This is a genomic window from Bradyrhizobium sp. sBnM-33, from assembly GCF_032917945.1.
Taxonomy (GTDB): domain Bacteria; phylum Pseudomonadota; class Alphaproteobacteria; order Rhizobiales; family Xanthobacteraceae; genus Bradyrhizobium.
In genome coordinates this window covers 947,257-969,117 of record NZ_CP136624.1, presented here as the reverse complement: position 1 = coordinate 969,117, position 21,861 = coordinate 947,257, and the positions used below count along the sequence as shown (strand labels likewise).

The window sequence follows — 21,861 nt, the reverse complement described above, 5'->3', positions numbered from 1 at the left end:
TCCGGGACCAGTTGATCCGAATGTGAGGTGCCCCCGGATTACGCTTCGCTCCATCCGGGCTACAGCTTGCTGCGGCCTCATGACCTAAACAGCCGCGTATACTGCGTCTCGTGGCGGAGGCTGGCGAGATCGGCGCGGAAGGTAGCGCTGCCGAGATCGTCAAGGGAAGCTGCGAGCGCGCGGCGGGCGGTGGCGGCGACATCGATTTCGAGGCCGGCGAGAATGCGCTGGCTGTCGGTTTGCCCGAGCGGCACGAGGCGCGCGCCGGCGGAAATCCAGTTCGACACCACGGCATGCAGGAAGGCGTGCATCGCCGGCGCAAGCGGAACGGCATGCGCGGCGCTGACGACGCCAACCGCGACGGGATACACGATCGCGCTGCCGCTCGCAGCAACCATGCTGTCGAGCCCGTCGCAGGCCCAGGCGGCGCGTGCGATGTCGATGAAGGCGCGGCCCTGCGTTGTCGTCTCGAGCTGACGCTCCCGCGAGGGCACGAAGGCAGTAGCGAGTTCGGCGATGTCGCGCAACGCCATGGCGTCCTGCACGGACGCGGCGCGATGCGCCTGCGCCAGAAACACGGCGTCACAGAAACCGGAACCGTCAACCAGCATCGCAGCTAGCCAGTCGCGCAGCGAGGCGGCGTCGGTAATGTCACCGGCCTCAACCGCCCATTCGATGCCGCTGGAATAGGAGAATGCGCCGACCGGGAAGGACGGCGACAGCCAGGTCATCAGCCGGTACAGCGCCGCTGATTCCTCCGCACTCATTCCGCTGCTCGCGTCGGCGGGCGCAGGCTCACTTGTGGTCATGAGCATGGGAATGATCGTGGTGGTGATGATCGTGGTCGCAATGTTCGTCGTGGTCGTGATGGTGCGCATGATCATCATCATGGTGACGATGATCATGGCCGTGATGGTGCGAGGCATGATCATGCGAAACCTGCGCATACGCCCCGCCTTCGGGATCGAACGGCGCCTCGATTTCGATGATGCGCGCACCCAGCCCCTTCACCATCGCCTCGATGACATGATCGCGGCGAATACGCAGGCCCTTCGGCATGATCTGGGTCGGCAGATGGCGGTTGCCGAGATGCCAGGCGATGCGGACCAGATGCAGGGGATCGACGCCGCGGATCTCGATCAAGGGCTCGGCGGCCGCGACCACCTCGATCAGCCGGCCGTCCTCCAGCACCAGCGCATCACCGCCGCGCAGCGCCACCGCGTTCTCCAGGTCGAGCAGGAATTCGAGCCCGCGCGTGCCCATCATCGCCATCCGCCGCCGGTGCCGGTCGTCGAAATCGAGCACGACGGTATCGGCGGCTGCTTGCGTCCAGCGATGCTGGCCCAAAACTTTGGTCGCGCGGATCATGTGGAAATACCTGAAGCGCATTCGGGCATCTGGGCTTCATCCTTCGAGACGGCGCTCCGCGCCTCCTCAGGATGAGGTCTAAGATCCTCATGGTGAGGAGCGCGGCAACGCCGCGCGTCTCGAACCAAGAGGCCACTGAATGCGCAGCAATACGCGAACACTAAAACTTCTCCACCTTGCCGTCGCTGATGATCTCGATCACCGTCGGCGCGGTCTTCATCTGCGAGGAGTATTCCCGCCACACCTTCATGTGCGGTGCGCGGCCATGTGCATTGAGGTCGTCGCGGGTCTCCCAACGCTCCACCACCACATACAGGTTTGGATCGTTCACGCTGACGTGGCCTTCATAGGAGATGCAGCCTTTCTCTTTCAGCGTCTCGGCGATACAGGCCTTGTGCCCCTTGATGAAGTCGTCCTTGTTTTCCGGCTTCATCGGCGTGGTGGCGATAACGTAGATCATGAGTTTCTACCCCTTGCTTTTCTTGATCAGCGAACGTCGATCTTTTCGGGGGTGATGACTTCGACTTTCGGCGGCGCCGTCATGCATTTCACGGCGACGCGGCCGAACGTCTTCATGTGCTCGGCGCCACGATGCGGCACCAGCGCCTCGGCATTTTCCCACTGCTCGACGAACACCATCTTTGAGGGATCGGTGACGCTCTCATGCAGGTCATAGGCGATGTTACCCGGCTCTTTGCGGGTTTCCTTGATACAGGCGGTGGCGGCCGCGATGAAATCGGCGCGCGTTTCGGGCTTGATGGTCAGCGTGGCGACGACGTAGATCACTCGATCCTCCCGGACTTTTGTTCTGGATATAGTTCCGGGATGGACCTTAGAACATGAAATACCGCTGCGCCATGGGCAGAACCTCGGCCGGGGCGCATGTCAAAAGCTCGCCGTCTGCGCGCACCTCATAGGTTTCGGCATCGACCTCAATCTTTGGGGTGGCGCTGTTGTGGATCATGCTCTTCTTGGAGATGCCGCCGCGGGTGTTTTTCACCGGATAGAGCGTCTTGCTGATGCCGAGCTTGCGCGCGAGGCCGCCAGTCGTCGCGGCCTTGGAGGTGAACACCACCGAGGACGCCGTCAGCGACTTGCCGTAGGCGGCGAACATCGGCTGGTAATGCACCGGCTGCGGCGTCGGGATCGAGGCGTTGGGATCGCCCATCGGTGCCGCCACGATCGAGCCGCCCTTGATGATGCAATCGGGTTTCACGCCGAAGAACGCCGGCGACCATAGCACGAGATCGGCGAGCTTGCCTTTCTCCACCGAGCCGATCAGTTTCGACACGCCATGCGCGATCGCGGGGTTGATGGTGTATTTGGCGATGTAGCGCTTGACGCGGAAATTGTCGTTGTCGTTGCCCTTGTCCTCGGGCAGCGCGCCGCGCTGCTTCTTCATCTTGTCGGCGGTCTGCCAGGTACGGATGATGACTTCGCCGAGCCGGCCCATCGCCTGCGAGTCCGATGACATCATCGAGAGCGCGCCGAGATCGTGCAGGATGTCTTCGGCCGCGATCGTCTCCTTGCGGATACGGCTTTCGGCGAAGGCGAGGTCTTCCGCAATCGAGGGATCGAGATGGTGGCACACCATCAGCATGTCCAGATGCTCGTCGATGGTGTTGCGGGTGAAGGGGCGCGTCGGATTGGTCGAGGACGGCAGCACGTTTTTCAACCCGGCTATCTTGATGATATCAGGCGCGTGCCCGCCGCCGGCGCCTTCGGTATGGAAAGCATGGATGGTGCGGCCCTTGAAGGCTTTTACCGTATCCTCGACGAAGCCGGATTCGTTCAGCGTGTCCGAATGCAGCATCACCTGGACGTCGTAATCGTCGGCGACCGCGAGACAGTTGTCGATCGCCGCGGGCGTGGTGCCCCAATCCTCATGCAGCTTCAGCGCACAGGCACCAGCTTTGATCATCTCGACCAGCGCGGCCGGTCGCGCCGCGTTGCCCTTGCCGGAAATGCCGAGATTGACCGGGAAGGCGTCGAACGACTGGATCATCCGGCCCATGTGCCACGGGCCGGGCGTGCAGGTGGTCGCAAACGTACCGTGCGACGGGCCGGTGCCGCCGCCCAGCATCGAGGTGACGCCACTCATCAGCGCGTGCTCGATCTGCTGCGGGCAGATGAAATGGATGTGGCTGTCGAAGCCGCCCGCGGTGACGATTTTTCCTTCGCCCGCGATGACGTCGGTGCCGGGACCAATTACGATGGTGACGCCGGGCTGGATGTCGGGATTGCCGGCCTTGCCGATCGCCGCGATCATACCCTCCTTGATCGCGACGTCGGCCTTCACGATGCCCCAGTGATCGACGATCAGCGCGTTGGTGATGACTGTATCGGCCGCACCCTGCCTGTTGGTCACCTGCGACTGCCCCATGCCGTCACGGATCACCTTGCCGCCGCCGAACTTCACCTCCTCGCCGTAGGTGGTGAAATCCTTTTCCACCTCGATGATGAGATCGGTATCGGCCAGCCGCACCTTGTCGCCGGTGGTCGGCCCGAACATGTCGGCATAGACGCTACGTTTGATTTTTACGGACATATCAGGCTCCAGCGTTCAGATCTGAATTTCGTGCCAATTGCCGGCAGGGCGACTCGCGGCCACCCCTCTCCCCAACCCTCCCCAGCAAGGGGGAGGGAGCCCGATCGGTGTGCTCACATCACTGGAGATCATGGCTTGTTCCCGCCAGTACCCGTTAGGGACGCACCGGCGGGACGGGTTCCCTCTCCCCTTGCGGGAGAGGGTTAGGGAGAGGGGTGCCGCTTGCTCCGCTGCTTCGAGAATGGAAAGAACGACACCTTCGAGATTCCTCATCACATAGTTATTGGTAAATCGGAGAACGCGATAACCACGAGACGCGAACCATTGATCGCGCCTGGCATCGTGGCGGATACGCTCTTCGAAATCGTGGCTCTCGCCATCGACTTCAACGATGAGCTTGCGGGAATGCGCGACGAAGTCCGCGATGTAATTTCCCATCGGGCTCTGCCGGCGAAAGCCAAGTCCAGCGAGACGATCAGCCTTCAGATGGCGCCAAAGCAACGTCTCCGCACGCGTCATCTCGCGCCTCAGGCGCTTGGCGCGATCTCGCTGAATCTTGCTGACCTCGTCGTGTGGCATACCCCTCTCTCCAACCCTCCCCCGCAAGGGGGGAGGGAGCCGCACCAGTGTGCTCACCTCACATTGCATCATGGCGACCGCTGATGTGATTGGCACGAGTCAGGGACGCATCGACGGCAGGGTTCCCTCTCCCCTTGCGGGAGAGGGTTAGGGAGAGGGGTGCCGCTTGCTCCGATGCTTGACGAATCGCGGCAGCGAGACTGTCGAGCGCATTTCGAGTTTGGTTCGCACCGCGACGACTCTCTCCGGACGGAGTCCGGGGCATACCCCTCTCCCCAACCCTCCCCCGCAAGGGGGGAGGGAGCCCAGCCAGTGTGCTCACCTCACTGCAACTCATCACAGCGCGTTCCCGCAAATCACAGCTTGCCCATCACGTCGCCTCGGAAGCCGTAGATGGTGCGCTTGCCGGCGAGCGCGACGAGTTGCACGTCGCGGGTCTGGCCCGGTTCGAAACGAACCGCGGTGCCGGCGGCGATGTCGAGGCGCATGCCGCGGGATTTTTTGCGGTCGAATTTCAGTGCGGGGTTGGTTTCGAAAAAATGGTAGTGCGAGCCGACCTGGATCGGGCGGTCGCCGGTATTGGCGACGGTGAGTGTCACCGTCTTGCGGCCGGTGTTGAGTTCGATCTCGCCGTCCTTGATGAAGCGTTCGCCGGGGATCATCTTTGCTACCTCACAACACTTTGCTGCGTCATGGCCGGGCTTGTCCCGGCCATCCACGTCTTACTATCTGATGCAAGAAAGACGTGGATGCCCGGGACAAAGCCCGGGCATGACGACGTTGATAGATCCGCACGCCTCATCTGATCGGCTCGTGCACAGTGACGAGCTTGGTGCCGTCGGGAAACGTCGCTTCGACCTGGATGTCGTGGATCATCTCGGGAATGCCGTCCATCACCTGCGCGCGGGTAAGCACCTGGGCGCCGGCCTGCATCAGTTCGGCGACGGTGCGGCCGTCGCGGGCGCCTTCGACGATGAAATCGGAAATGATGGCGACCGCCTCGGGGTGGTTGAGTTTGACGCCGCGCTCCAGCCTGCGGCGCGCCACCATGGCCGCCATCGAGATCAAGAGCTTGTCCTTTTCGCGGGGAGACAGATTCATGCGAGCACTCTGGTGAAGGAGAGACTAGTTGAGCCACAGCCGTTAATTGAGCCAAAGTCTTGGAAGCGCCACGCCGCTGGCGCGGCCGAGCACCGTCATCATATCGGCGCGCAGCCCGGCCGCATCTTGGGCAAAGAAGCGCGCCATTGCAAATCCATTCCAGCAGGAGATGCCGACCTCGCCACCAAACGTTTCCGAGGCTTCGCGGATGTGCTCCACGACTGCCTCATCGCCGGGCACAATCAACGCGGTGCCGATGGCAACGCCGCCATTAGCCACGGCTGGCCGCGCCAGTTTTGCACCGATGTCGCCGTCGAGCCGGATGGTCTCCGCAAACACCAGCTTGCCGCCACGACGCAGGCGCCAGCGGTCGACGAACTCGCCGTGCCGCATCGTTTCGCCCATCGCCGCGCGGCCAAACACCACGATTTCGCAGAGCAGAAGCGAGGCATCCTCCGCCAAGTCGATATCGATGCGGCGGATAATCCGAGCACGGTCAAACAGGATGGTCTCCTGCGGCAGCCAGGCGAGATGGGCGCCGGCTTCGGCTTTCAGGGCAATATTGAGCTGCGCGGCGGGACCGGGGGCGCGATAGACCTTTTCAGCCGCTGCCGTCGTCAGCGTCAGCCGCGTCCCCTCACCGGCCCCGATGTCGATGTCGAAACGGTCGCCGCCGGCAATGCCGCCGGCCGTGTTGACGAACACGCCGGACAACCCTTCTGCTTCGGGCGAGGGAAAACGTACGCGGAGCGAGCCGGATTCATGCAGGTCGCCGCGGCGGGTGACACCATCCTGCAGATGCACGCCGAACCGCACCGCACCCTGGGCCCGGTTGGCCGCGAACGTTGCCGAAGCCGCGCGCGTGATATCGGTCCGCATCCGTCCCCCAAACGGTGTGTGCCGCGCTCGAAAACGTTACAGCGCCATCTGGCGGCTGATCTCCGCGGGATCGAGATTGGCGCGGTCGCAGGCATATTTCACCGCACCCCGCTCCATGACCGCAAAATTGTCGCCGAGCTCACAGGCAAAGTCGAGATATTGTTCGACCAGCACGATGGCGATGTTGCCGAGACTGCGCAGGTAAGAGATGGCGCGGCCGATGTCCTTGATGATCGAGGGCTGGATGCCTTCGGTTGGCTCGTCCAATAACAACAGTTTCGGCCGCATCACCAGCGCACGGCCGATCGCGAGTTGCTGCTGTTGCCCACCCGAGAGATCGCCGCCACGCCGCCCCAGCATCGTATTCAGTACCGGAAACAGCGAAAACACGTCGTCGGGGATGTAGCGATCCTCGCGCTTGAGCGGTCCGAAGCCGGTCTTGAGATTTTCCTCAACCGTGAGCAGCGGAAAAATCTCGCGGCCCTGCGGCACGAAGCCGATGCCGCGCCGCGCGCGCTCGTAGGGCTTCAGCCCGGTGATGTCGTTGCCATCGAGCATGATCGAGCCACTGGCGATCGGATACTGGCCGACCATCGCGCGGAGCAGCGAGGTCTTGCCGACGCCGTTGCGGCCCAGCACGCAGGTCACCTTGCCGGGCTCGGCGGACAGCGAGACGCCGCGCAAGGCTTGTGCTGCGCCGTAGTAGAGATTGATGTTGTCGACCTTCAGCATACAAGCGGCCTCCACATCTCGTATCCCGCGCGCGGTGCAGCACGCAGTGATGCACCACAGATGCGGGATCCAGAGTGGGTCCCGGTTCTACAGCGCATCATTTCGCTGCGCTCATGCTGCGCTGTGCCCGGGACACGAAACTGCATATCTGCTTCCACGCCTATCTTCCCAAATACACTTCAATCACGCGCTCGTTCGCGGAGACCTGATCGATGGTCCCCTCGGCCAGCACCGTGCCTTCGTGCAGGCAGGTGACCTTGACACCGAGTTCGCGCACGAAGGTCATGTCGTGCTCGACGACCATGACGGTCTTTTCCTTGTTGATTTCCTTCAACAGCTCCGCGGTCTGATGGGTCTCGACGTCGGTCATCCCCGCGACCGGTTCGTCGACCAGCAGCAGCTTCGGGTCCTGCGCCAGCAGCATGCCGATCTCCAGCCACTGCTTCTGGCCGTGTGACAGGCTTCCCGCCAGGCGATTGCGCGCGTCGGTCAGGCGGATGGTTTCGAGCACGCGGTCGATCCGCTCGGATTCATCCTTGCTGCCGCGCCAGAACAGCGTGCCCTTGACGCTGTGGTCGACATTGAGTGCCAGCAACAGATTGTCCTCGATGGTCTGGCTCTCGAACACCGTCGGCTTCTGAAATTTGCGGCCGATGCCGAGTTCGGCGATATGGGTTTCGTCCAGCCGCGTCAGGTCGATCATGCCGTCGAACAGCACCGTGCCTTCGTCCGGCTTGGTCTTGCCGGTGATGATGTCCATCATCGTGGTCTTGCCGGCGCCGTTCGGGCCGATGATGGCGCGCATCTCGCCTGGCTCGAGGGTGAGCGAGAGATTGTTGATGGCGTGAAAGCCGTCGAACGAAACGTGCACGCCGTCGAGATAAAGCAGCGCCGAAGTGGTCCTTCCCTCCATGACACTCATGCGCTCACTCCGCCGGCTTCGGTTCGCCGACGCCGTCTTCGAGCGCAGCGCTTTCGGCATTGGCCTTCTCGGTTGCCTTCCGGGATTCCCGCCAGGCATTGAAGGTGCCGACGATGCCCTTCGGCAGCAGCAGCGTCACCAGGATGAACAGCGCGCCCAGCATGAACAGCCAGTACGGGGCCAGCGGGCCCGAGGTGAAGTAGGTCTTTGCGTAATTGACGACGACAGCGCCGAGCGCGGCACCCACCAGCGTGCCGCGGCCGCCGACGGCAACCCAGATCACCGCCTCGATGGAATTGCCCGGCGCGAATTCGCTTGGATTGATAATGCCGACCTGCGGCACGTAGAGCGCGCCGGCGACGCCAGCCATGCAGGCCGACAGCGTGAACACGAACAGCTTGTAAGACTCGACACGATATCCGAGGAAGCGCGTACGCGATTCGGCATCGCGGATCGCAATCAAGACCTTGCCGAGTTTCGAGGTTACCACCGCCCGGCAGATCAGGAAGGCGATGATCAGTGCCAGGCAGCTCAGCGCGAACAGAGCGGCGCGGGTGCCGTCGGCCTGCACGTTGAAGCCGAGGATGTCCTTGAAGTCGGTCAGGCCGTTGTTGCCGCCAAAGCCGAAATCGTTGCGGAAGAACGCCAGCAGCAGCGCGTAAGTCATCGCCTGCGTGATGATCGAGAGATAGACGCCGGTGACGCGGGAGCGGAACGCCAGCCAGCCGAAGCAGAACGCGAGCAGGCCCGGAACAAGAATGACCATCAGCGCCGCAAACCAGAACATATCGAAACCGTGCCAGTACCAGGGCAGCGCCGGATAGTTCAGGAACACCATGAAGTCCGGCAGGACCGGGTTGCCGTAGACGCCGCGGCTGCCGATCTGGCGCATCAGGTACATGCCCATCGCGTAGCCGCCGAGCGCGAAGAACGCGCCGTGGCCGAGTGAGAGAATGCCGCAATAACCCCAGATCAAATCGATCGAGAGCGCGAGGATGGCGTAGCAGGCGTATTTGCCGAACAGCGCGACCAGATAGGTGGGCACCTGCAGCGTGGAGCCCGCCGGCAGCAGGAGATTGGACAGCGGGATCAGCACGCCGAGGCCGGCGACGACGACGAGGAAGATCGTGGCGCTGCGATCGAGCGAGCGTGTGAGGATATGCGGTGTCATTGGCGGCACCCTCCCTTACCTCTCCCGCTTGCGGGGGAGGTCGGATCGCATCTCATGATGCGATCCGGGTGGGGGAATTCTCTCCACACGGCCGGTGTGACTCGCAGAGAGACCCCCACCCCAGCCCTCCCCCGCACGCGGGAGAGGGAGTCGGAGCGGAGCACCGGGCAGCCATTCATTGCGAAAACCGGAATCATGCTTCCACCGCCCGGCCTTTGAGCGCGAACAGGCCGCGCGGACGTTTCTGGATGAACAGGATGATCAGCACCAGGATGGCGATCTTGCCGAGGACGGCGCCGGCGACCGGCTCCAGGAACTTGTTGGCGATACCGAGCGTGAAGGCGCCGACCAGCGTGCCCCAGAGATTGCCAACGCCGCCGAACACGACGACCATGAAGCTGTCGATGATGTAGCTCTGGCCGAGATTGGGGCTGACATTGTCGATCTGCGACAGCGCCACGCCGGCAATTCCGGCAATGCCCGAGCCGAGACCGAAGGTCAGCGCATCGACGCGCGAGGTGGCGATGCCCATCGAAGCCGCCATGCGGCGATTTTGTGTGACCGCGCGCATCTCGAGCCCGAGCGCGGTGTAGCGCAGCATGGCGAGAAGGATGACGAACACGGCCAACGTGAAGCAGAGGATCCAGAGCCGGTTATAGGTGATGGTGATCTGCCCGAGCTCGAACGCGCCGCTCATCCAGGAGGGATTGCCGACCTCGCGGTTGGTGGGGCCGAACGCGGTGCGCACGGCCTGCTGCAGCACCAGCGACAGGCCCCAGGTCGCGAGCAGTGTTTCCAGCGGGCGGCCATAGAGGAAGCGGATGATGCCGCGCTCGATCGCTACACCGACTGCGCCAGCAACGAGGAACGCCAGCGGTACCGCGATCAGGAGCGAATAATCGAACAGGCCGGGATAGCTGGTGCGGATCACTTCCTGCACCACGAAGGTGGTGTAGGCGCCCAGCATCACCATTTCGCCGTGGGCCATGTTGATGACGCCCATGACGCCGAAGGTGATGGCAAGGCCGATTGCGGCAAGCAGCAGCACCGAGCCCAGCGACAGGCCGTACCAGGCGTTTTGCACCATCGACCACATCTGCAGATTGCTCTGGATCGAGGCGATCGCGCTTGCTACGGCACGCGCGACATTGGGCGGCAGGTCGCTGCCCAAGCCGGTCAGCAGCGCCATCGCCTCCTGATCGCCGCGCGCCTTAACGAGCGCGACCGCTTCGAGCTTCTCGACCTCGGTCGCGTCAGACTTGTAGAGCAGGATGGCGGCGCGGGCTTCCGCGAAGGCGGCCTTGATGGCCTTGTTGGTTTCCTTGGCCAGGGCGCCGTCGATTACGGGCAGCGCGCTCTCCTCATGGCTCTTGAAGACCGATTCCGCGGCGGCGATGCGTTTGCCCGGGTCCGGTGACAACAGCGTCAACCCGCCGAGCGCCGCCTCCACGGCGCGGCGGAGGCGGTTGTTGAGGCGAACGGCGGCCGCATTGTCGGGCAGCTTGTCGACGGCCGCGCCGGTTGCGGCGTCGATGATTTTTCCGTCGCTTTGAGTGACGAAAACCTTCTTGGTATCCGGATCGGCCGACAGCCGGCCTTCCTGCAGCGCGCTGATGATCGGAAAGGCCAGCGGATTGCCTGATGTCGCAACCGCGCCGATCGCCTCATCGGTATCGGAAAAATCGTCGTTGGCGAACTTGGCGACGGCGTCCTCGAACGGACCCGCCAGCGCCGGCGCCGCAAATGCTGCAGCCAGAAGCATCGCGAACAAAAGCGCGCGAAAGCGATCAAGGAAATTGGCAGACACAATACGACCCCGGCAGGAGTGTGGGAGAAGGCGGCGGCATCGCCGCCTTCTCCGGTAGGTCTCTTCGAAGAACTCTTGGAAGTTCTTTATTGCAAGTCAGACGGATCATGATCCTCTCGGATCAGATCGAGCTCAGGAGCCCTGACCGCCGCACTTGTTGGTCTTGGTGTTGTAGTTGCCGCACTTCTTGCCGACCCAGTCGCCGATCAGGTCCTTGGAGCCCTCGAGCTCCTTCGACCAGGCGTCGCCAGCGACAAGGCCCGGGGTCTTCCACACCACGTCGAACTGGCCGTTGGCTTTGATTTCGCCAATGAACACCGGCTTGGTGATGTGATGGTTAGGCAGCATCTTGGAGGTGCCGCCGGTCAGGTTCTTGGCTTCGATGCCGGGGAGCGCATCGATCACCTTGTCCGGATCGGTGGACTTCACCTTCTCGACCGCCTTCACCCACATTTCGAAGCCGATGACGTGCGCTTCCATCGGATCGTTGGTCACGCGCTTCGGATTCTTGGTGTAGGCCTGCCAGGCCTTTATGAACTTCTCGTTCTCCGGCGACTTGATCGACTGGAAGTAGTTCCAGGCGGCGAGATGGCCGAGCAATGGCTTGGTGTCGATGCCTGCGAGCTCTTCTTCACCGACCGAGAACGCGACCACCGGAATGTCGGTCGCCTTGATGCCCTGGTTGCCGAGTTCCTTGTAGAAGGGAACGTTGGCGTCGCCGTTGATGGTGGAGACGACGGCAGTCTTCTTGCCGGCCGAGCCGAACTTCTTGATGTCGGCCACGATCGTCTGCCAATCACTATGACCAAACGGCGTGTAGTTGATCATAATGTCTTCCTGCTTGACGCCCTTCGACTTCAAGTAGGCTTCGAGGATCTTGTTGGTGGTGCGCGGATAGACGTAGTCGGTGCCGGCCAGCACCCAGCGCTTCACCTTCTCGTCCTTCATCAAATAGTCGACGGCGGGGATCGCCTGCTGGTTCGGCGCAGCGCCGGTGTAGAACACGTTGCGCTCGCTCTCCTCACCCTCGTATTGCACGGGGTAGAACAGGATCGAGTTCAGCTCCTTGAACACCGGGAGCACGGACTTGCGGGACACCGAGGTCCAGCAGCCAAACACGACCGAAACCTTATCCTTGGTGATCAGCTCGCGGGCCTTTTCGGCAAACAGCGGCCAGTTCGAGGCGGGGTCGACCACGACGGCCTCGAGCTTCTTGCCGAGCACGCCGCCCTTCTTGTTCTGCTCGTCGATCAGGAAGAGAATCGTGTCCTTCAGCGTGGTTTCGCTGATGGCCATGGTGCCGGAGAGCGAGTGCAGGACGCCGACCTTGATGGTCTCCTGGGCCTTGGCGTTCGAGAATGCAGCCAAGCCCAAAACCAGGCCGGCGGTGGCCGCCAGCCAGCGGCGGCGGCTCACCGTCGCCATATCGTGAATCAATTTTGTAAGCATGAAATGTCATCTCCCTGACGCAGGCGTTAAACGCTGCGAAACGGCCCCACGGCCGCCTGCGTTAACGGAATCGCAAGAACCATGCCATCGCTCGATGGCCCCATAAACTCCTATAATCGCTCGGAAATTCCGGCGTGGCAAAAACCGCCGGCGGGAAATCTGCCTATTTATTAGACGGCAGAAATGTATGCTTTGGTGGCAAACTATCCATTTTTTGTGCAAATGCCGCTATTTGGCTAAATTTGTTGCACGAAATTTGGTCGTTTGGGTCCGCCGGGCGGCACGGCGCGATCTGGCCAATCGGTTTCTTTTAACCGCGCTGGCGGGGCGCACCGAATTCACCTTGAAAGCGGTGCGCAGGTGCTCCATATGACTGTCGTGACCTAGAGAATCATCGGGTCCCTGCGAGCCGCGTGTTCTGATCCCGTTTTGCGGTTTCTGGCTTGCCCCCTTCAGCTAGCAAAACCGACGCCCCCAACACGCGGGTGTCTTAGACACACTCGCGCGCTCCTGGCCATGGAAGCCGGGCGCCTGCCTTTTTAATGGAAAGAACCACCCTTTTGACCTCCTTTCAGGATTTCGGCCTCGCCGATCCCATCTCGCGTGCGCTCAAAGAAGAGAACTACCAAACGCCTACACCCATCCAGGCCCAGACCGTCCCTATCGCGTTGACCGGCCGTGACGTGGTCGGCATCGCCCAGACCGGCACCGGCAAGACCGCAGCCTTTGCGCTGCCGATCCTGCACCGGATCCTGGAGAACCGAATCCGGCCGCAGCCGAAGAGCTGCCGCGTGCTGGTGCTGTCGCCGACCCGCGAGCTGTCAGGCCAGATCCTCGACAGCTTCAACGCCTATGGCCGCCACATCCGCCTGACCTCGGCGCTGGCGATCGGCGGCGTACCGATGGGCCGCCAGGTCCGCTCGGTCATGCAGGGCGTCGAAGTGATGGTGGCGACCCCCGGCCGCCTGCTCGACCTCGTCCAGAGCAACGGGCTGAAGCTGAACCAGGTCGAGTTCCTCGTGCTTGACGAAGCCGACCGCATGCTCGACATGGGCTTCATCAACGACATCCGCAAAGTCGTCGCCAAGCTGCCGATCAAACGGCAGACGCTGTTCTTCTCGGCCACCATGCCGAAGGATATCGCGGAACTCGCCGAATCCATGCTGCGCGACCCTGCACGGGTGGCGGTGACGCCGGTGGCCTCGACGGCCGACCGGATCACCCAGCGCATCATCCAGGTCGATTTCGCGGCCAAGCCAGCGGTGCTGGCGCAGCTTTTGAAGCAGGAACCGGTCGACCGTGCGCTGGTCTTCACCCGCACTAAGCACGGGGCCGACAAGGTGGTGAAGGTGCTGGCCAAGGCCGGTATCAACGCCAACGCCATTCACGGCAACAAGTCGCAGAACCACCGGGAACGCGTGCTGGCGGCGTTCCGCTCCGGCGAGATCCGCACGTTGGTCGCCACCGACATTGCCGCGCGCGGCATCGACGTTGACGGCATCAGCCATGTCGTGAATTTCGACCTGCCCAACGTTCCCGAAACCTATGTCCATCGCATCGGCCGCACCGCGCGTGCCGGCGCCGAGGGCGTGGCGATCTCGCTGATCGCTGGCGCCGAGGAAATGGGCTATCTGCGCGACATCGAGCGGCTAATTCGCATCGCGCTGCCGCGGGAAGACCGCCGCACGCCGGGCAGAAGCGACGCCGCGCCTGCCGCGCCTGCCCAACACCGGGGTGGACGCTCGGCGCCACGTGCCCACACCGTGAGGTCCAATGACGCGGGCCAGCCTTCAAAAGGCCCTCGCCGACGCCGCCGCGGTGGTGGTAATAATGCGCCGCAGCCGAACCGGCATGAAGGGCCGCGTCCGGCGCAGCAGGGCGGCAAGAGCCAGGCCGGCCACAGCGAAGGCATTCAAGGCGTCGCCTTCTTGCATCGCGAGAGCCGTCCGAATAATCAACCGAACCGTAGCCACCGACCGCAGCGCTAGCCTCGATCGACCTGGAGACCACCATGGCTAAAGAAGAGCTGATCCAGTTCGAAGGACTGGTGACCGAAATCCTCCCCGACGCGCGCTATCGCGTGCAGCTCGATGCCGGACACGAGATTGTTGCCTATACCGCGGGCAAGATGAAGAAGAACCGGATCAAGACGCTGGCAGGCGATCGCGTGACGATCGAGATGTCGCCATACGATCTGGAGAAGGGTCGCCTGATCTTCCGACACAAGGACGAGCGCCCGTCGACGGGCGCCCCGCGTGGCGCGCCGCCGCGCGGCGGCCAGTTCCGCCGCCGGTAAACGCATCGTAAACGCCCTTGAAATCGCGCCCGACGCAGCCGCGTCGCGCGCGATCGAGGGCGGCTGGCCGGCCGAATCAAAAAATCGCACGTCAGGATTGTTTTGGACCCTACTATCGAATAATATTAGGTATCGATTTTCGGCCGGACGACATTAGCTATCCACCGGTACAGCCGGTTTAGACGCTGACGACCCTTCCAAAAATTCGATCTCACCAGCCCATCGAAAGGTGGGCTACGACTTGTCTATCTGAGAAGGGACTACCCCAGTGAGCATGGGAACCGTGAAGTGGTTTAACGCTACCAAGGGCTATGGCTTCATCCAGCCGGATGACGGCGGCAATGACGTGTTCGTGCACATCAGCGCTGTCGAGCGTGCCGGCCTCGGAACGTTGCGTGAAGGCCAGAAGATCTCCTACGAAATCGTGGCAGATCGCCGCTCTGGCAAATCTTCGGCCGACAATCTGCGTGCCGCCGGATAAGCGATTTTCCGGGGCGATGCGAGAGCGTCCCGGAAATCGCTCCTGAATAAATCAAAAGGCCGCGCCCATGGCGCGGCCTTTTTCTTTATAATTCTTTTTCGACGCACTCATCCGATCAGTGGCGGCCGCCTCACTTCTTGGTGCAGTCCGTCGTCTTGTACTTTACGCAAAGCCCCTGGCGCGGACGGGTGTAGGAGACGTCGCTCAGCGTGATGCCGCTCACCTTGTTGATGAACCAGGCGACGCTGGGCACGTATTTGTACTTCACCTCGCTGTAGATCAGGTAGGTGTCGCCAATCTTCAGAGCATCCGGGATCTCGATGATGTTGCCGTCCGAATGCGCTTCGGCGCCCTTGCTCCACTGCACCCGCGCCTTCAGCGTGTCTGGATTGATATACAGTTCGCTGATCGTCGCCTGCAGCGTGGTCGACGAAGACGAATAGGGCGTCATGATCACCTTGCCGGCATTAAAGAAGTTGGTCAACTTGTCGTCGGTGACCTCGGTGTTCTGCGACGTCAGGTCCGAGAGTGTGCGCGCCATGATCGTCACCTTGCGATCGATGGCAACGCCCGCGGAAAACTCGTAAGTTCCAAGGAAAAGCATAGCCATGAGCGGGATGATCATGGCGAATTCGACCGCCGCGAGACCGCTGTTGTTCCTGCGCAGAGCGGCAACGTGGCGCCGCAGGCGCAACAGCCAAATCGATGACGGCATTTTCGTTTTCATGGAAACGCTCATGAGCAGGTAGCACCGGGGGTCGGAAACGGCTCGTTCTGGAATGCAGCGGTGGCAGTCAGAAGACGCTTGCCGTTGGCAAGGTTCTTCAGATCGAAGCCGAGCCCGGTGACGAACACCGGCCATGGATAGAACAGCCGCACCACGACGACATCGTCCGCCTTGCCGGGGCAGTATTTCGTGTCGTCGATAAAGACCTTCGCAGAATCGATCGGTTCGGCGATGTTCACACCGGCAAACGCCGGATAGCTCCGTACATCGATCGAGACACCATTCGCGCAATCGAACATCGTGACCAGCCTGGCGCAAACGATGTCCTTGAACTGCTCCTTGGTGTATTTGGCGTTCTGCGCCTGGCCGGTCATGACCAGACGCGCCGAGTCCTGTGTCACGGTTTCGAGGATCTGGCTGGCAAAGAACACCAGTGCCAGTTCGATGATCGCGAACAGAACGGCTAAGAATATCGGCGCAACCAGCGCAAACTCGACAGCGGCCGAGCCCCTTCGATTGCGACCAAACCTGCGCAGGATGTTTGTCTTGGAAGCTGTGGAAGGCGGCATCGAAGAGACCTCAGAACGCGAGGGGAATTGCCGCGAAAACCTATCCGAAACTAATTGTTGAATTGTTTCGTCCGATCCAGACAGAACGGCCTGCGCCATTAAGCGGATATTAACCGCGCCCCGAAGACCAGCGCCGACGCGACCACCGAACGGGACGGCGAGCCCTGCGCAACAGGTTCAGTTCATTTGCTGCCCGCGGACCCGGCGGCCTGGCTGGAGAGCGAGCCGGCCTGATCGATTGCAGTCTTGAAGTAGCCGTCGCCGTCACCAAGGGTGACGCGGCGCTGGCAGATCGGCATGCAGCTATAGGATTCGCGTTCGACGCCGCGGTAGACGGTGACGAGTTGATCGGTCGGGCCTTCGACCTGGATCTGGCGGTCCACCAGCACCTCGCCGTTGCGGTCCATGGCGATGAAATTGGTCGCGCCGTAGCCCTTGCCGGTGACGACGACGATGCCGCCGCTCTGCAGCGTAACGTCTGCAATCAGCGGGTTTCCGACCACGATGGTGGAGACCTTGGCGGGAAGCTTCACAAGCTTCGCCTGATCGACATAGACGGCTATTCGGTCGGGATCGGGCGAGGCCAGACCGAGGGCCGGCCACAACAGCATTCCTGCAGCGAGGAAACGCAATCCAAAACGCGCGCGTGCGCGAATACGCGGGAACTTGAACGACATACTTTACCCCGGGGCATCAACAAGCCGGCGATGGCGATACGCAGCGGAACCGGCGCCCGACAAGGTGAATCTGACGACAATTCATGAACAAACGGCAAATAGGCCCCGCCGTACGGCAAGAAATCCGCCGCCGGCCTATTTGCGGAATGGGTAAGCCAGTTGCCCAATGATTTCGCGCGGGAACGAGGACTGATCGTCCACGCCGTACTGCTCCGGCAGGCGATCCGGCGGCATTCGGAAGGTCCCGAACAGGATGTCCCAGAGCGGAAACGTGCCGGCGAAGTTGGTGTCCCCGCCCTCCTCGCGCGAGGTGTGGTGCCAGCGGTGAAACACCGGCGTCGCCACGACGTATTTGAACGGCCCCAGCGTCCAGTTGAGATTGGCGTGAACGAACGCCGAATGGAAGATGTTGAACGGCCCGAGCCACAGCATCACGCCCGGCGAAATTCCGGCGATCAGCAGCGCGACGTCGACCCCGATGGTACCTAACAGCAGGTTGACGGGGTGAAAGCGTGCCGCCGAGATCCAGTCCACATCTTCCGACGAATGATGAATGGCGTGGTATTTCCAGAATCCGCCGCCGTGGAACATGCGGTGCAGCCAGTACATCATGAAGTCGGCAGCGACCAGAAACAGGACCGCCTGCAGCCACAACGGCATCCTCGACAATGGGCCGTGGCCGTTGTCGTAGAAGGCGATCAGCTCGTCGGCATCGTGAATTCCAAACAGCAAAGCGGCGCCCAGCACCAATAGTCCGATGCGGAATACGCGCGCGAATAGCGGCACCAGGAACCAGTAGCAGATGTCGGTGACGAGTTCGCGCTTGCGCCACCACGGCTTGCCGGGATTGCAGGCCCAGAAATGCGAAAGCAGCGAGAACACGAGGGCCAGCGCGATCGTGACCGGCACCACCTTGGCCATGGTCTGGCCCAGCATTTCCACGACTTCGATCGGCAGGTTCATCCGGCCCGCGTACCAGAATCCCGGCTCGCCCGCCAGTTCGCCCGCTACAAATCGAAGCTGATCCAGGTCAGTTGGTGCGAACGTGCAGCACCGCGTTCTCGTCGGCGTAAGCGCGCCGCCAGCCGCTGATATTGTCGAGCAGGCTGACCGCCGGGGTGTGCGGCGTCAGCAGTACGGCGTCGATGTCCCATCTCTTGAGCATGTCGAGAAACTGGTTGACATCCTTGAGCTGCATCGCGCGGTAGTAAGCCACATCGAAGGCTTCGCCATAGAGCTCGGCGCGCCCGTCGACGAATACGGGAATCTGCCGCCAGATTAGATAGCCGCCGAACGGAAGATCGTTGAGAACCCGCTTCGGATGATGCGCCTTCAGCGCATCGACGGCCGCCGAAGGCGACTGGCTTTCCGGCGGTGCAAACGTGGTGTTGGCCGCGAGCAGCCATGTCCAGCCGCCGAGCAGGACCATCACGGCTGCCATCACAGACATCGGAGCGCCGGTGCGGGCGGGCCAGGCCGGCCGCAACGCGAACTGCGATGCCACCGGTGCGAGCACCACGATCGGCAGCAACAACGCGAAGATCTCGATATTCCGGACGTGCGACAGCGCCATGTGCAACAGGCCGAGCACCAGCGCGATCCGTGGCGGCGTGAGCTTGACGCCGCCGTAAAGCGCGCCGGCGATCAGCGTAAGAATCGCCATCTCGAACGCGCCGAATTTGCTGAAGTCCGCCGGCATCCATTCATAGATCAGATGCAGGAGTTCGCCGAGATCAAGAATCTTGCGTGCGGCAAGGATCGATCCCCAGCCGTAAGGCGTGGCGCAGCAGGCCACCAGCGCGCCAAGGCCGAACACCGCCCAGCGCAGCGCCAGCGACCTTTGCTGCGCGCGATCGGCGTTCCACAGCGCATCGAGCGCGAACGCGCCGACCAGCACCAGGCCGAACACGAATCCGCCGTGCAGGTTCGCCCACAACGCGATCAACGGCAAAAGCCATGGCGACGGCGCCTGGCCGCGCTCGCTCGCCGACATCAGGCCGTACGCCCACGCCAGCATGATCGGCAGCACCAGCACATGCGGGCGCGCCAGAAAATGCCCCATCGAGAGCACCAGCGCCGCGATCGCAACCGCGACCGCATAGGCCGCGGGAATGCGGCGACCTAGAATATGGGCGAACAACGCAAAGGTTACGGCGATAGAGGTCGCGGCGAGAACCACAGGTCCGGTCCAGCCCGCCAGATTGTAGCTCACCGCATACAGCACCTGCGACAGCCAGGACGACGATGTCCACGGCTCTCCCGCCCTGGTGAAGGAATAGATGTCGACGCGTGGCAAAGCGTGGTGGTCGAGGATCCACTGGCCCACCGCGATCTGCCAGTAGGTATCGGAATCGTTCAGAAGTGCCCGCCCGCCGATCAGTACCAGCGCGTAGAAGCCAATTCCGAGCCAGAGCCATGCCGGGACGTCGCCAAGGCTGAAGGCTTTGGCCCGCTGGATCGTCCCGGCTTCAGTGCTCATGCGAAATGACCGGCCGGATTATTGACGGAATGGATAGGCCAATTGCCCGCCGATCTCGGCAGGGATCTGCTGATCGTCCACGCCGTAAGTTTCCGGCAGCCGGTTCTCCGGCATGCGGAACGTTCCGAACAGAATGTCCCAGAGCGGGAAGGTGCCCGCGAAATTGGTATTGCCGCCCTCCTCGAGCGAGGTGTGATGCCAGCGATGGAAGACCGGCGTGGCAAGCACATACTTCAATGGTCCGAGCGTCCAGTTCAGGTTAGCGTGAACGAAGGCGGAATGGAACGTCGTGAACGGCCCGACCCACAGCATGATGTTGGGAGAGATCCCCGCCATCAGCAGGATGACGTCGACCAGGATCGTTCCGATGAACAGGTTGACGGGGTGAAATCGCGCTGCCGAGATCCACTCGAGATCCTCAGAGGAATGATGGATGGCATGATACTTCCAGAACCCGCCGCCGTGAAACATGCGGTGCAGCCAGTACAGCATGAAGTCGGATGCAACGAGGAATAACAGCGCCTGCACCCAGAGCGGAAGCTGCGACAGCGGTCCATGGCCATTGTCGTAGAATGCAATCAGTTCGTCGACCTCATGAATGTTGAAGATGACCGCGGCGCCGAGCACCAATAGTCCGATGCGGAAGATGCGCGCGAACACCGGCACGAGAAACCAATAGCAGATGTCGGTGATGAGCTCGCGCTTGCGCCACCAGGGTTTGCCCGGATTGCAGGCCCAGAAATGCGAGAGTACCGTGAACACAAGGGCGAGCGCGATCGTGACAGGAACGACCTTCGCTATCGTCTGGCCCACTACCTCGATGACTTCCATTGGCAAACCGGACATGACGACCTCGTTCAATCGGACACCGCAAGGGGTATCTGCTCGCGCTTAAGGAGCCGTGAATCAAAGGCGTCGATCGAGGCGCCGCGCCGCTGGCAGCCATGCAACGAAGCTGCGCTTGCATTTTATCGGATGCCTTAATGCAGCGTTTACTGTGCTCAAGAACTGCAAGTTCCAGGCATTTTTGCACGGTCGAATTAACTGCGCCGAAATTGTCGCACCCTAGGGTGACGCCATGGTCACGGTGCTGAGAACGCCGGCGAGACCAAACTTAAGTTCGACCAGCCACGTGTGTACACAGGAGTTATCATGAAGAATCTCGTTTCGCGTTTCGTGAAGGATGAGTCCGGCGCCACCGCCATCGAGTACGGTCTGATTGCCGCCGGCATCGCGATCGCGATCATCACCGCCGTCAACGGCCTCGGCACCAAGCTGTCGACCAACTTCGTTACGATCTCGACCTCGCTGAAGTAAGCGACGGTTGCGAGCTAACTTCAAAGGCCCCGGCATGCCGGGGCCTTTGTTGTTTTCGCAAGGTCGGCGCGCCGGACTCAGAAAGCCGCCTCGGATGCGCACGACCTGCGATCTCCGGCGTTTCCCGATTGTTCATTTCTCGTGGCTAGGCTCAGCCGGAGCCTGGACCTCGGGTCAACCGCCAGCAAGCGTGAATTCATGATCCTCGATACCGCCCGCCTCCTGCTGTTTCCGGCCCTCATGGCGTTCGCAGCCGCGAGCGACCTTTTCACCATGACGATCTCGAACCGGGTGTCGCTGGCCCTGATCGCGGGATTCGTTGCGCTTGCGGTGTTCGGCGGCATGGGTCTGCACGACATGCTCCTGCATTTCGGCGCCGGCGCCGCCGTTCTCGTCGTAGCCTTTGCCTGCTTCGCGATGGGATGGGTCGGCGGCGGCGACGCCAAGGTCGCAGCCAGCGTGGCGCTCTGGTTCGGCTTCGACCACCTCCTCAATTATCTGGTCTACGTCTCGCTGCTCGGCGGCGCGCTGACGGTCCTGCTGATTCAGTTCCGGCAATGGCCGCTACCTTCCCTGCTCACGGGACAAGCCTGGCTGAACCGGCTGCACGACAAGCAGAGCGGAATCCCCTATGGCATCGCGCTCGCGCTCGGCGCGCTGATCGTCTATCCGGAAACCGAATGGATCAAGGCGGTTGACCTCACTCACCTCGCGATGCGCTGATCCAACGTCGCTAACTTTCCGTTAAGGCAATTTACA

At 62.0% G+C, this 21,861-nt stretch carries 25 protein-coding genes; 5 read left to right on the top strand and 20 right to left on the bottom strand.

Annotation, left to right across the window (positions count from 1 at the left end; translation table 11 throughout):
* Positions 1-77: 77 nt before the first annotated feature.
* The 14 genes from RX328_RS04535 to urtA all read right to left on the bottom strand — a co-directional run bounded on the left by RX328_RS04535 (position 78) and on the right by urtA (position 12,556).
* Positions 78-815: an urease accessory protein UreF gene (locus tag RX328_RS04535; protein WP_213248834.1), complete on the bottom strand. Its 738-nt coding sequence runs from the start codon at positions 813-815 to the stop codon at positions 78-80.
* On the bottom strand, positions 796-1,368 hold the full coding sequence (locus RX328_RS04530; RefSeq protein WP_213248836.1) for an urease accessory protein UreE: 573 nt from the start codon (positions 1,366-1,368) through the stop codon (positions 796-798). The genes RX328_RS04535 and RX328_RS04530 overlap by 20 nt, the downstream gene beginning before the upstream one ends.
* Positions 1,369-1,528: 160 nt before the next feature.
* Positions 1,529-1,828: a putative quinol monooxygenase gene (locus tag RX328_RS04525; protein ID WP_213248496.1), complete on the bottom strand. Its 300-nt coding sequence runs from the start codon at positions 1,826-1,828 to the stop codon at positions 1,529-1,531.
* A 26-nt stretch (positions 1,829-1,854) separates the two neighbouring features.
* Entirely contained in the window at positions 1,855-2,154 is a 300-nt protein-coding gene (locus RX328_RS04520) for a putative quinol monooxygenase (protein ID WP_213248499.1), read from the bottom strand.
* 46 nt (positions 2,155-2,200) lie between these two features.
* Entirely contained in the window at positions 2,201-3,916 is a 1,716-nt protein-coding gene (ureC, locus tag RX328_RS04515) for an urease subunit alpha (RefSeq protein ID WP_213248501.1), read from the bottom strand.
* 15 nt (positions 3,917-3,931) lie between these two features.
* Positions 3,932-4,495, bottom strand: a complete 564-nt coding sequence (locus RX328_RS04510) for an endonuclease domain-containing protein (RefSeq protein WP_249726156.1) — start codon at positions 4,493-4,495, stop codon at positions 3,932-3,934.
* A 356-nt stretch (positions 4,496-4,851) separates the two neighbouring features.
* Entirely contained in the window at positions 4,852-5,157 is a 306-nt protein-coding gene (locus RX328_RS04505) for an urease subunit beta (protein ID WP_213248505.1), read from the bottom strand.
* Positions 5,158-5,293: 136 nt separating this feature from the next.
* Complete coding sequence (locus tag RX328_RS04500) at positions 5,294-5,596, bottom strand: urease subunit gamma (RefSeq protein ID WP_028349318.1); 303 nt, start codon at positions 5,594-5,596, stop codon at positions 5,294-5,296.
* A gap of 42 nt (positions 5,597-5,638) precedes the next feature.
* Positions 5,639-6,475 carry an urease accessory protein UreD gene (locus tag RX328_RS04495; RefSeq protein ID WP_213248507.1) on the bottom strand — a complete coding sequence of 279 codons (837 nt, stop codon included), beginning with the start codon at positions 6,473-6,475 and terminating at the stop codon, positions 5,639-5,641.
* A gap of 36 nt (positions 6,476-6,511) precedes the next feature.
* Positions 6,512-7,207 carry an urea ABC transporter ATP-binding subunit UrtE gene (gene urtE, locus RX328_RS04490; protein WP_213248509.1) on the bottom strand — a complete coding sequence of 232 codons (696 nt, stop codon included), beginning with the start codon at positions 7,205-7,207 and terminating at the stop codon, positions 6,512-6,514.
* 160 nt (positions 7,208-7,367) lie between these two features.
* On the bottom strand, positions 7,368-8,129 hold the full coding sequence (urtD, locus tag RX328_RS04485; protein ID WP_213248511.1) for an urea ABC transporter ATP-binding protein UrtD: 762 nt from the start codon (positions 8,127-8,129) through the stop codon (positions 7,368-7,370).
* Positions 8,130-8,133: 4 nt separating this feature from the next.
* Positions 8,134-9,300, bottom strand: a complete 1,167-nt coding sequence (gene urtC, locus RX328_RS04480) for an urea ABC transporter permease subunit UrtC (RefSeq protein ID WP_213248513.1) — start codon at positions 9,298-9,300, stop codon at positions 8,134-8,136.
* A 193-nt stretch (positions 9,301-9,493) separates the two neighbouring features.
* Positions 9,494-11,062, bottom strand: a complete 1,569-nt coding sequence (urtB, locus tag RX328_RS04475; RefSeq protein ID WP_213248838.1) for an urea ABC transporter permease subunit UrtB — start codon at positions 11,060-11,062, stop codon at positions 9,494-9,496.
* 177 nt (positions 11,063-11,239) lie between these two features.
* Positions 11,240-12,556, bottom strand: a complete 1,317-nt coding sequence (urtA, locus tag RX328_RS04470; RefSeq protein ID WP_213248516.1) for an urea ABC transporter substrate-binding protein — start codon at positions 12,554-12,556, stop codon at positions 11,240-11,242.
* Between the two features lie 542 nt (positions 12,557-13,098).
* On the opposite strand from urtA, the gene RX328_RS04465 reads away from it, so the two are divergent.
* From RX328_RS04465 to RX328_RS04455, 3 genes are all read left to right on the top strand, one after another.
* Positions 13,099-14,544 (top strand): DEAD/DEAH box helicase, encoded by a 1,446-nt coding sequence (locus RX328_RS04465; RefSeq protein ID WP_213248518.1) that lies wholly within the window; start codon positions 13,099-13,101, stop codon positions 14,542-14,544.
* Positions 14,545-14,567: 23 nt separating this feature from the next.
* Positions 14,568-14,852 (top strand): translation initiation factor IF-1, encoded by a 285-nt coding sequence (gene infA, locus RX328_RS04460; protein ID WP_025588295.1) that lies wholly within the window; start codon positions 14,568-14,570, stop codon positions 14,850-14,852.
* 268 nt (positions 14,853-15,120) lie between these two features.
* The gene (locus tag RX328_RS04455) at positions 15,121-15,333 is read left to right on the top strand and encodes a cold-shock protein (protein WP_002714433.1); all 213 of its coding nucleotides are present in this window, start codon (positions 15,121-15,123) and stop codon (positions 15,331-15,333) included.
* 130 nt (positions 15,334-15,463) lie between these two features.
* Here the strand turns inward: RX328_RS04455 and RX328_RS04450 are convergent, their stop codons facing one another.
* The 6 genes from RX328_RS04450 to RX328_RS04425 form a co-directional block, all read right to left on the bottom strand.
* Positions 15,464-16,048: a TadE/TadG family type IV pilus assembly protein gene (locus RX328_RS04450; protein WP_213248840.1), complete on the bottom strand. Its 585-nt coding sequence runs from the start codon at positions 16,046-16,048 to the stop codon at positions 15,464-15,466.
* A gap of 20 nt (positions 16,049-16,068) precedes the next feature.
* Positions 16,069-16,629, bottom strand: coding sequence for a TadE/TadG family type IV pilus assembly protein (locus RX328_RS04445; RefSeq protein WP_213248521.1), 561 nt, complete (start codon positions 16,627-16,629; stop codon positions 16,069-16,071).
* A gap of 182 nt (positions 16,630-16,811) precedes the next feature.
* The gene (locus tag RX328_RS04440; protein WP_409410741.1) at positions 16,812-17,306 is read right to left on the bottom strand and encodes a pilus assembly protein N-terminal domain-containing protein; all 495 of its coding nucleotides are present in this window, start codon (positions 17,304-17,306) and stop codon (positions 16,812-16,814) included.
* A gap of 135 nt (positions 17,307-17,441) precedes the next feature.
* On the bottom strand, positions 17,442-18,269 hold the full coding sequence (locus RX328_RS04435) for a sterol desaturase family protein (protein ID WP_213248523.1): 828 nt from the start codon (positions 18,267-18,269) through the stop codon (positions 17,442-17,444).
* Between the two features lie 67 nt (positions 18,270-18,336).
* Positions 18,337-19,785 carry a hypothetical protein gene (locus tag RX328_RS04430; protein ID WP_213248525.1) on the bottom strand — a complete coding sequence of 483 codons (1,449 nt, stop codon included), beginning with the start codon at positions 19,783-19,785 and terminating at the stop codon, positions 18,337-18,339.
* Positions 19,786-19,803: 18 nt separating this feature from the next.
* Complete coding sequence (locus RX328_RS04425; RefSeq protein WP_213248527.1) at positions 19,804-20,631, bottom strand: sterol desaturase family protein; 828 nt, start codon at positions 20,629-20,631, stop codon at positions 19,804-19,806.
* A 306-nt stretch (positions 20,632-20,937) separates the two neighbouring features.
* Between RX328_RS04425 and RX328_RS04420 the strand changes: the two genes are divergently transcribed.
* On the top strand, positions 20,938-21,102 hold the full coding sequence (locus RX328_RS04420) for a Flp family type IVb pilin (RefSeq protein WP_213248529.1): 165 nt from the start codon (positions 20,938-20,940) through the stop codon (positions 21,100-21,102).
* 198 nt (positions 21,103-21,300) lie between these two features.
* On the top strand, positions 21,301-21,825 hold the full coding sequence (locus RX328_RS04415) for a prepilin peptidase (protein WP_213248531.1): 525 nt from the start codon (positions 21,301-21,303) through the stop codon (positions 21,823-21,825).
* The last annotated feature ends 36 nt before the right edge of the window (positions 21,826-21,861 follow it).

Excerpts from the sequence above, each read along its gene's own strand:
- RX328_RS04415 (WP_213248531.1), top strand. The coding sequence starts at position 21,301 with ATGATCCTCGATACCGCCCGCCTCCTGCTGTTTCCGGCCCTCATGGCG.
- RX328_RS04430 (WP_213248525.1), bottom strand. The coding sequence starts at position 19,785 with ATGAGCACTGAAGCCGGGACGATCCAGCGGGCCAAAGCCTTCAGCCTT.
- RX328_RS04465 (WP_213248518.1), top strand. The coding sequence starts at position 13,099 with ATGGAAAGAACCACCCTTTTGACCTCCTTTCAGGATTTCGGCCTCGCC.
- RX328_RS04450 (WP_213248840.1), bottom strand. The coding sequence starts at position 16,048 with ATGCCGTCATCGATTTGGCTGTTGCGCCTGCGGCGCCACGTTGCCGCT.
- ureC (WP_213248501.1), bottom strand. The coding sequence starts at position 3,916 with ATGTCCGTAAAAATCAAACGTAGCGTCTATGCCGACATGTTCGGGCCG.
- RX328_RS04440 (WP_409410741.1), bottom strand. The coding sequence starts at position 17,306 with ATGTCGTTCAAGTTCCCGCGTATTCGCGCACGCGCGCGTTTTGGATTG.
- RX328_RS04525 (WP_213248496.1), bottom strand. The coding sequence starts at position 1,828 with ATGATCTACGTTATCGCCACCACGCCGATGAAGCCGGAAAACAAGGAC.
- RX328_RS04435 (WP_213248523.1), bottom strand. The coding sequence starts at position 18,269 with ATGAACCTGCCGATCGAAGTCGTGGAAATGCTGGGCCAGACCATGGCC.
- urtE (WP_213248509.1), bottom strand. The coding sequence starts at position 7,207 with ATGCTGAAGGTCGACAACATCAATCTCTACTACGGCGCAGCACAAGCC.
- urtB (WP_213248838.1), bottom strand. The coding sequence starts at position 11,062 with ATGCTTCTGGCTGCAGCATTTGCGGCGCCGGCGCTGGCGGGTCCGTTC.
- RX328_RS04495 (WP_213248507.1), bottom strand. The coding sequence starts at position 6,475 with ATGCGGACCGATATCACGCGCGCGGCTTCGGCAACGTTCGCGGCCAAC.
- RX328_RS04425 (WP_213248527.1), bottom strand. The coding sequence starts at position 20,631 with ATGTCCGGTTTGCCAATGGAAGTCATCGAGGTAGTGGGCCAGACGATA.
- urtD (WP_213248511.1), bottom strand. The coding sequence starts at position 8,129 with ATGAGTGTCATGGAGGGAAGGACCACTTCGGCGCTGCTTTATCTCGAC.
- RX328_RS04530 (WP_213248836.1), bottom strand. The coding sequence starts at position 1,368 with ATGATCCGCGCGACCAAAGTTTTGGGCCAGCATCGCTGGACGCAAGCA.
- infA (WP_025588295.1), top strand. The coding sequence starts at position 14,568 with ATGGCTAAAGAAGAGCTGATCCAGTTCGAAGGACTGGTGACCGAAATC.
- urtC (WP_213248513.1), bottom strand. The coding sequence starts at position 9,300 with ATGACACCGCATATCCTCACACGCTCGCTCGATCGCAGCGCCACGATC.
- urtA (WP_213248516.1), bottom strand. The coding sequence starts at position 12,556 with ATGCTTACAAAATTGATTCACGATATGGCGACGGTGAGCCGCCGCCGC.
- RX328_RS04535 (WP_213248834.1), bottom strand. The coding sequence starts at position 815 with ATGCTCATGACCACAAGTGAGCCTGCGCCCGCCGACGCGAGCAGCGGA.
- RX328_RS04505 (WP_213248505.1), bottom strand. The coding sequence starts at position 5,157 with ATGATCCCCGGCGAACGCTTCATCAAGGACGGCGAGATCGAACTCAAC.
- RX328_RS04420 (WP_213248529.1), top strand. The coding sequence starts at position 20,938 with ATGAAGAATCTCGTTTCGCGTTTCGTGAAGGATGAGTCCGGCGCCACC.
- RX328_RS04510 (WP_249726156.1), bottom strand. The coding sequence starts at position 4,495 with ATGCCACACGACGAGGTCAGCAAGATTCAGCGAGATCGCGCCAAGCGC.
- RX328_RS04500 (WP_028349318.1), bottom strand. The coding sequence starts at position 5,596 with ATGAATCTGTCTCCCCGCGAAAAGGACAAGCTCTTGATCTCGATGGCG.
- RX328_RS04445 (WP_213248521.1), bottom strand. The coding sequence starts at position 16,629 with ATGCCGCCTTCCACAGCTTCCAAGACAAACATCCTGCGCAGGTTTGGT.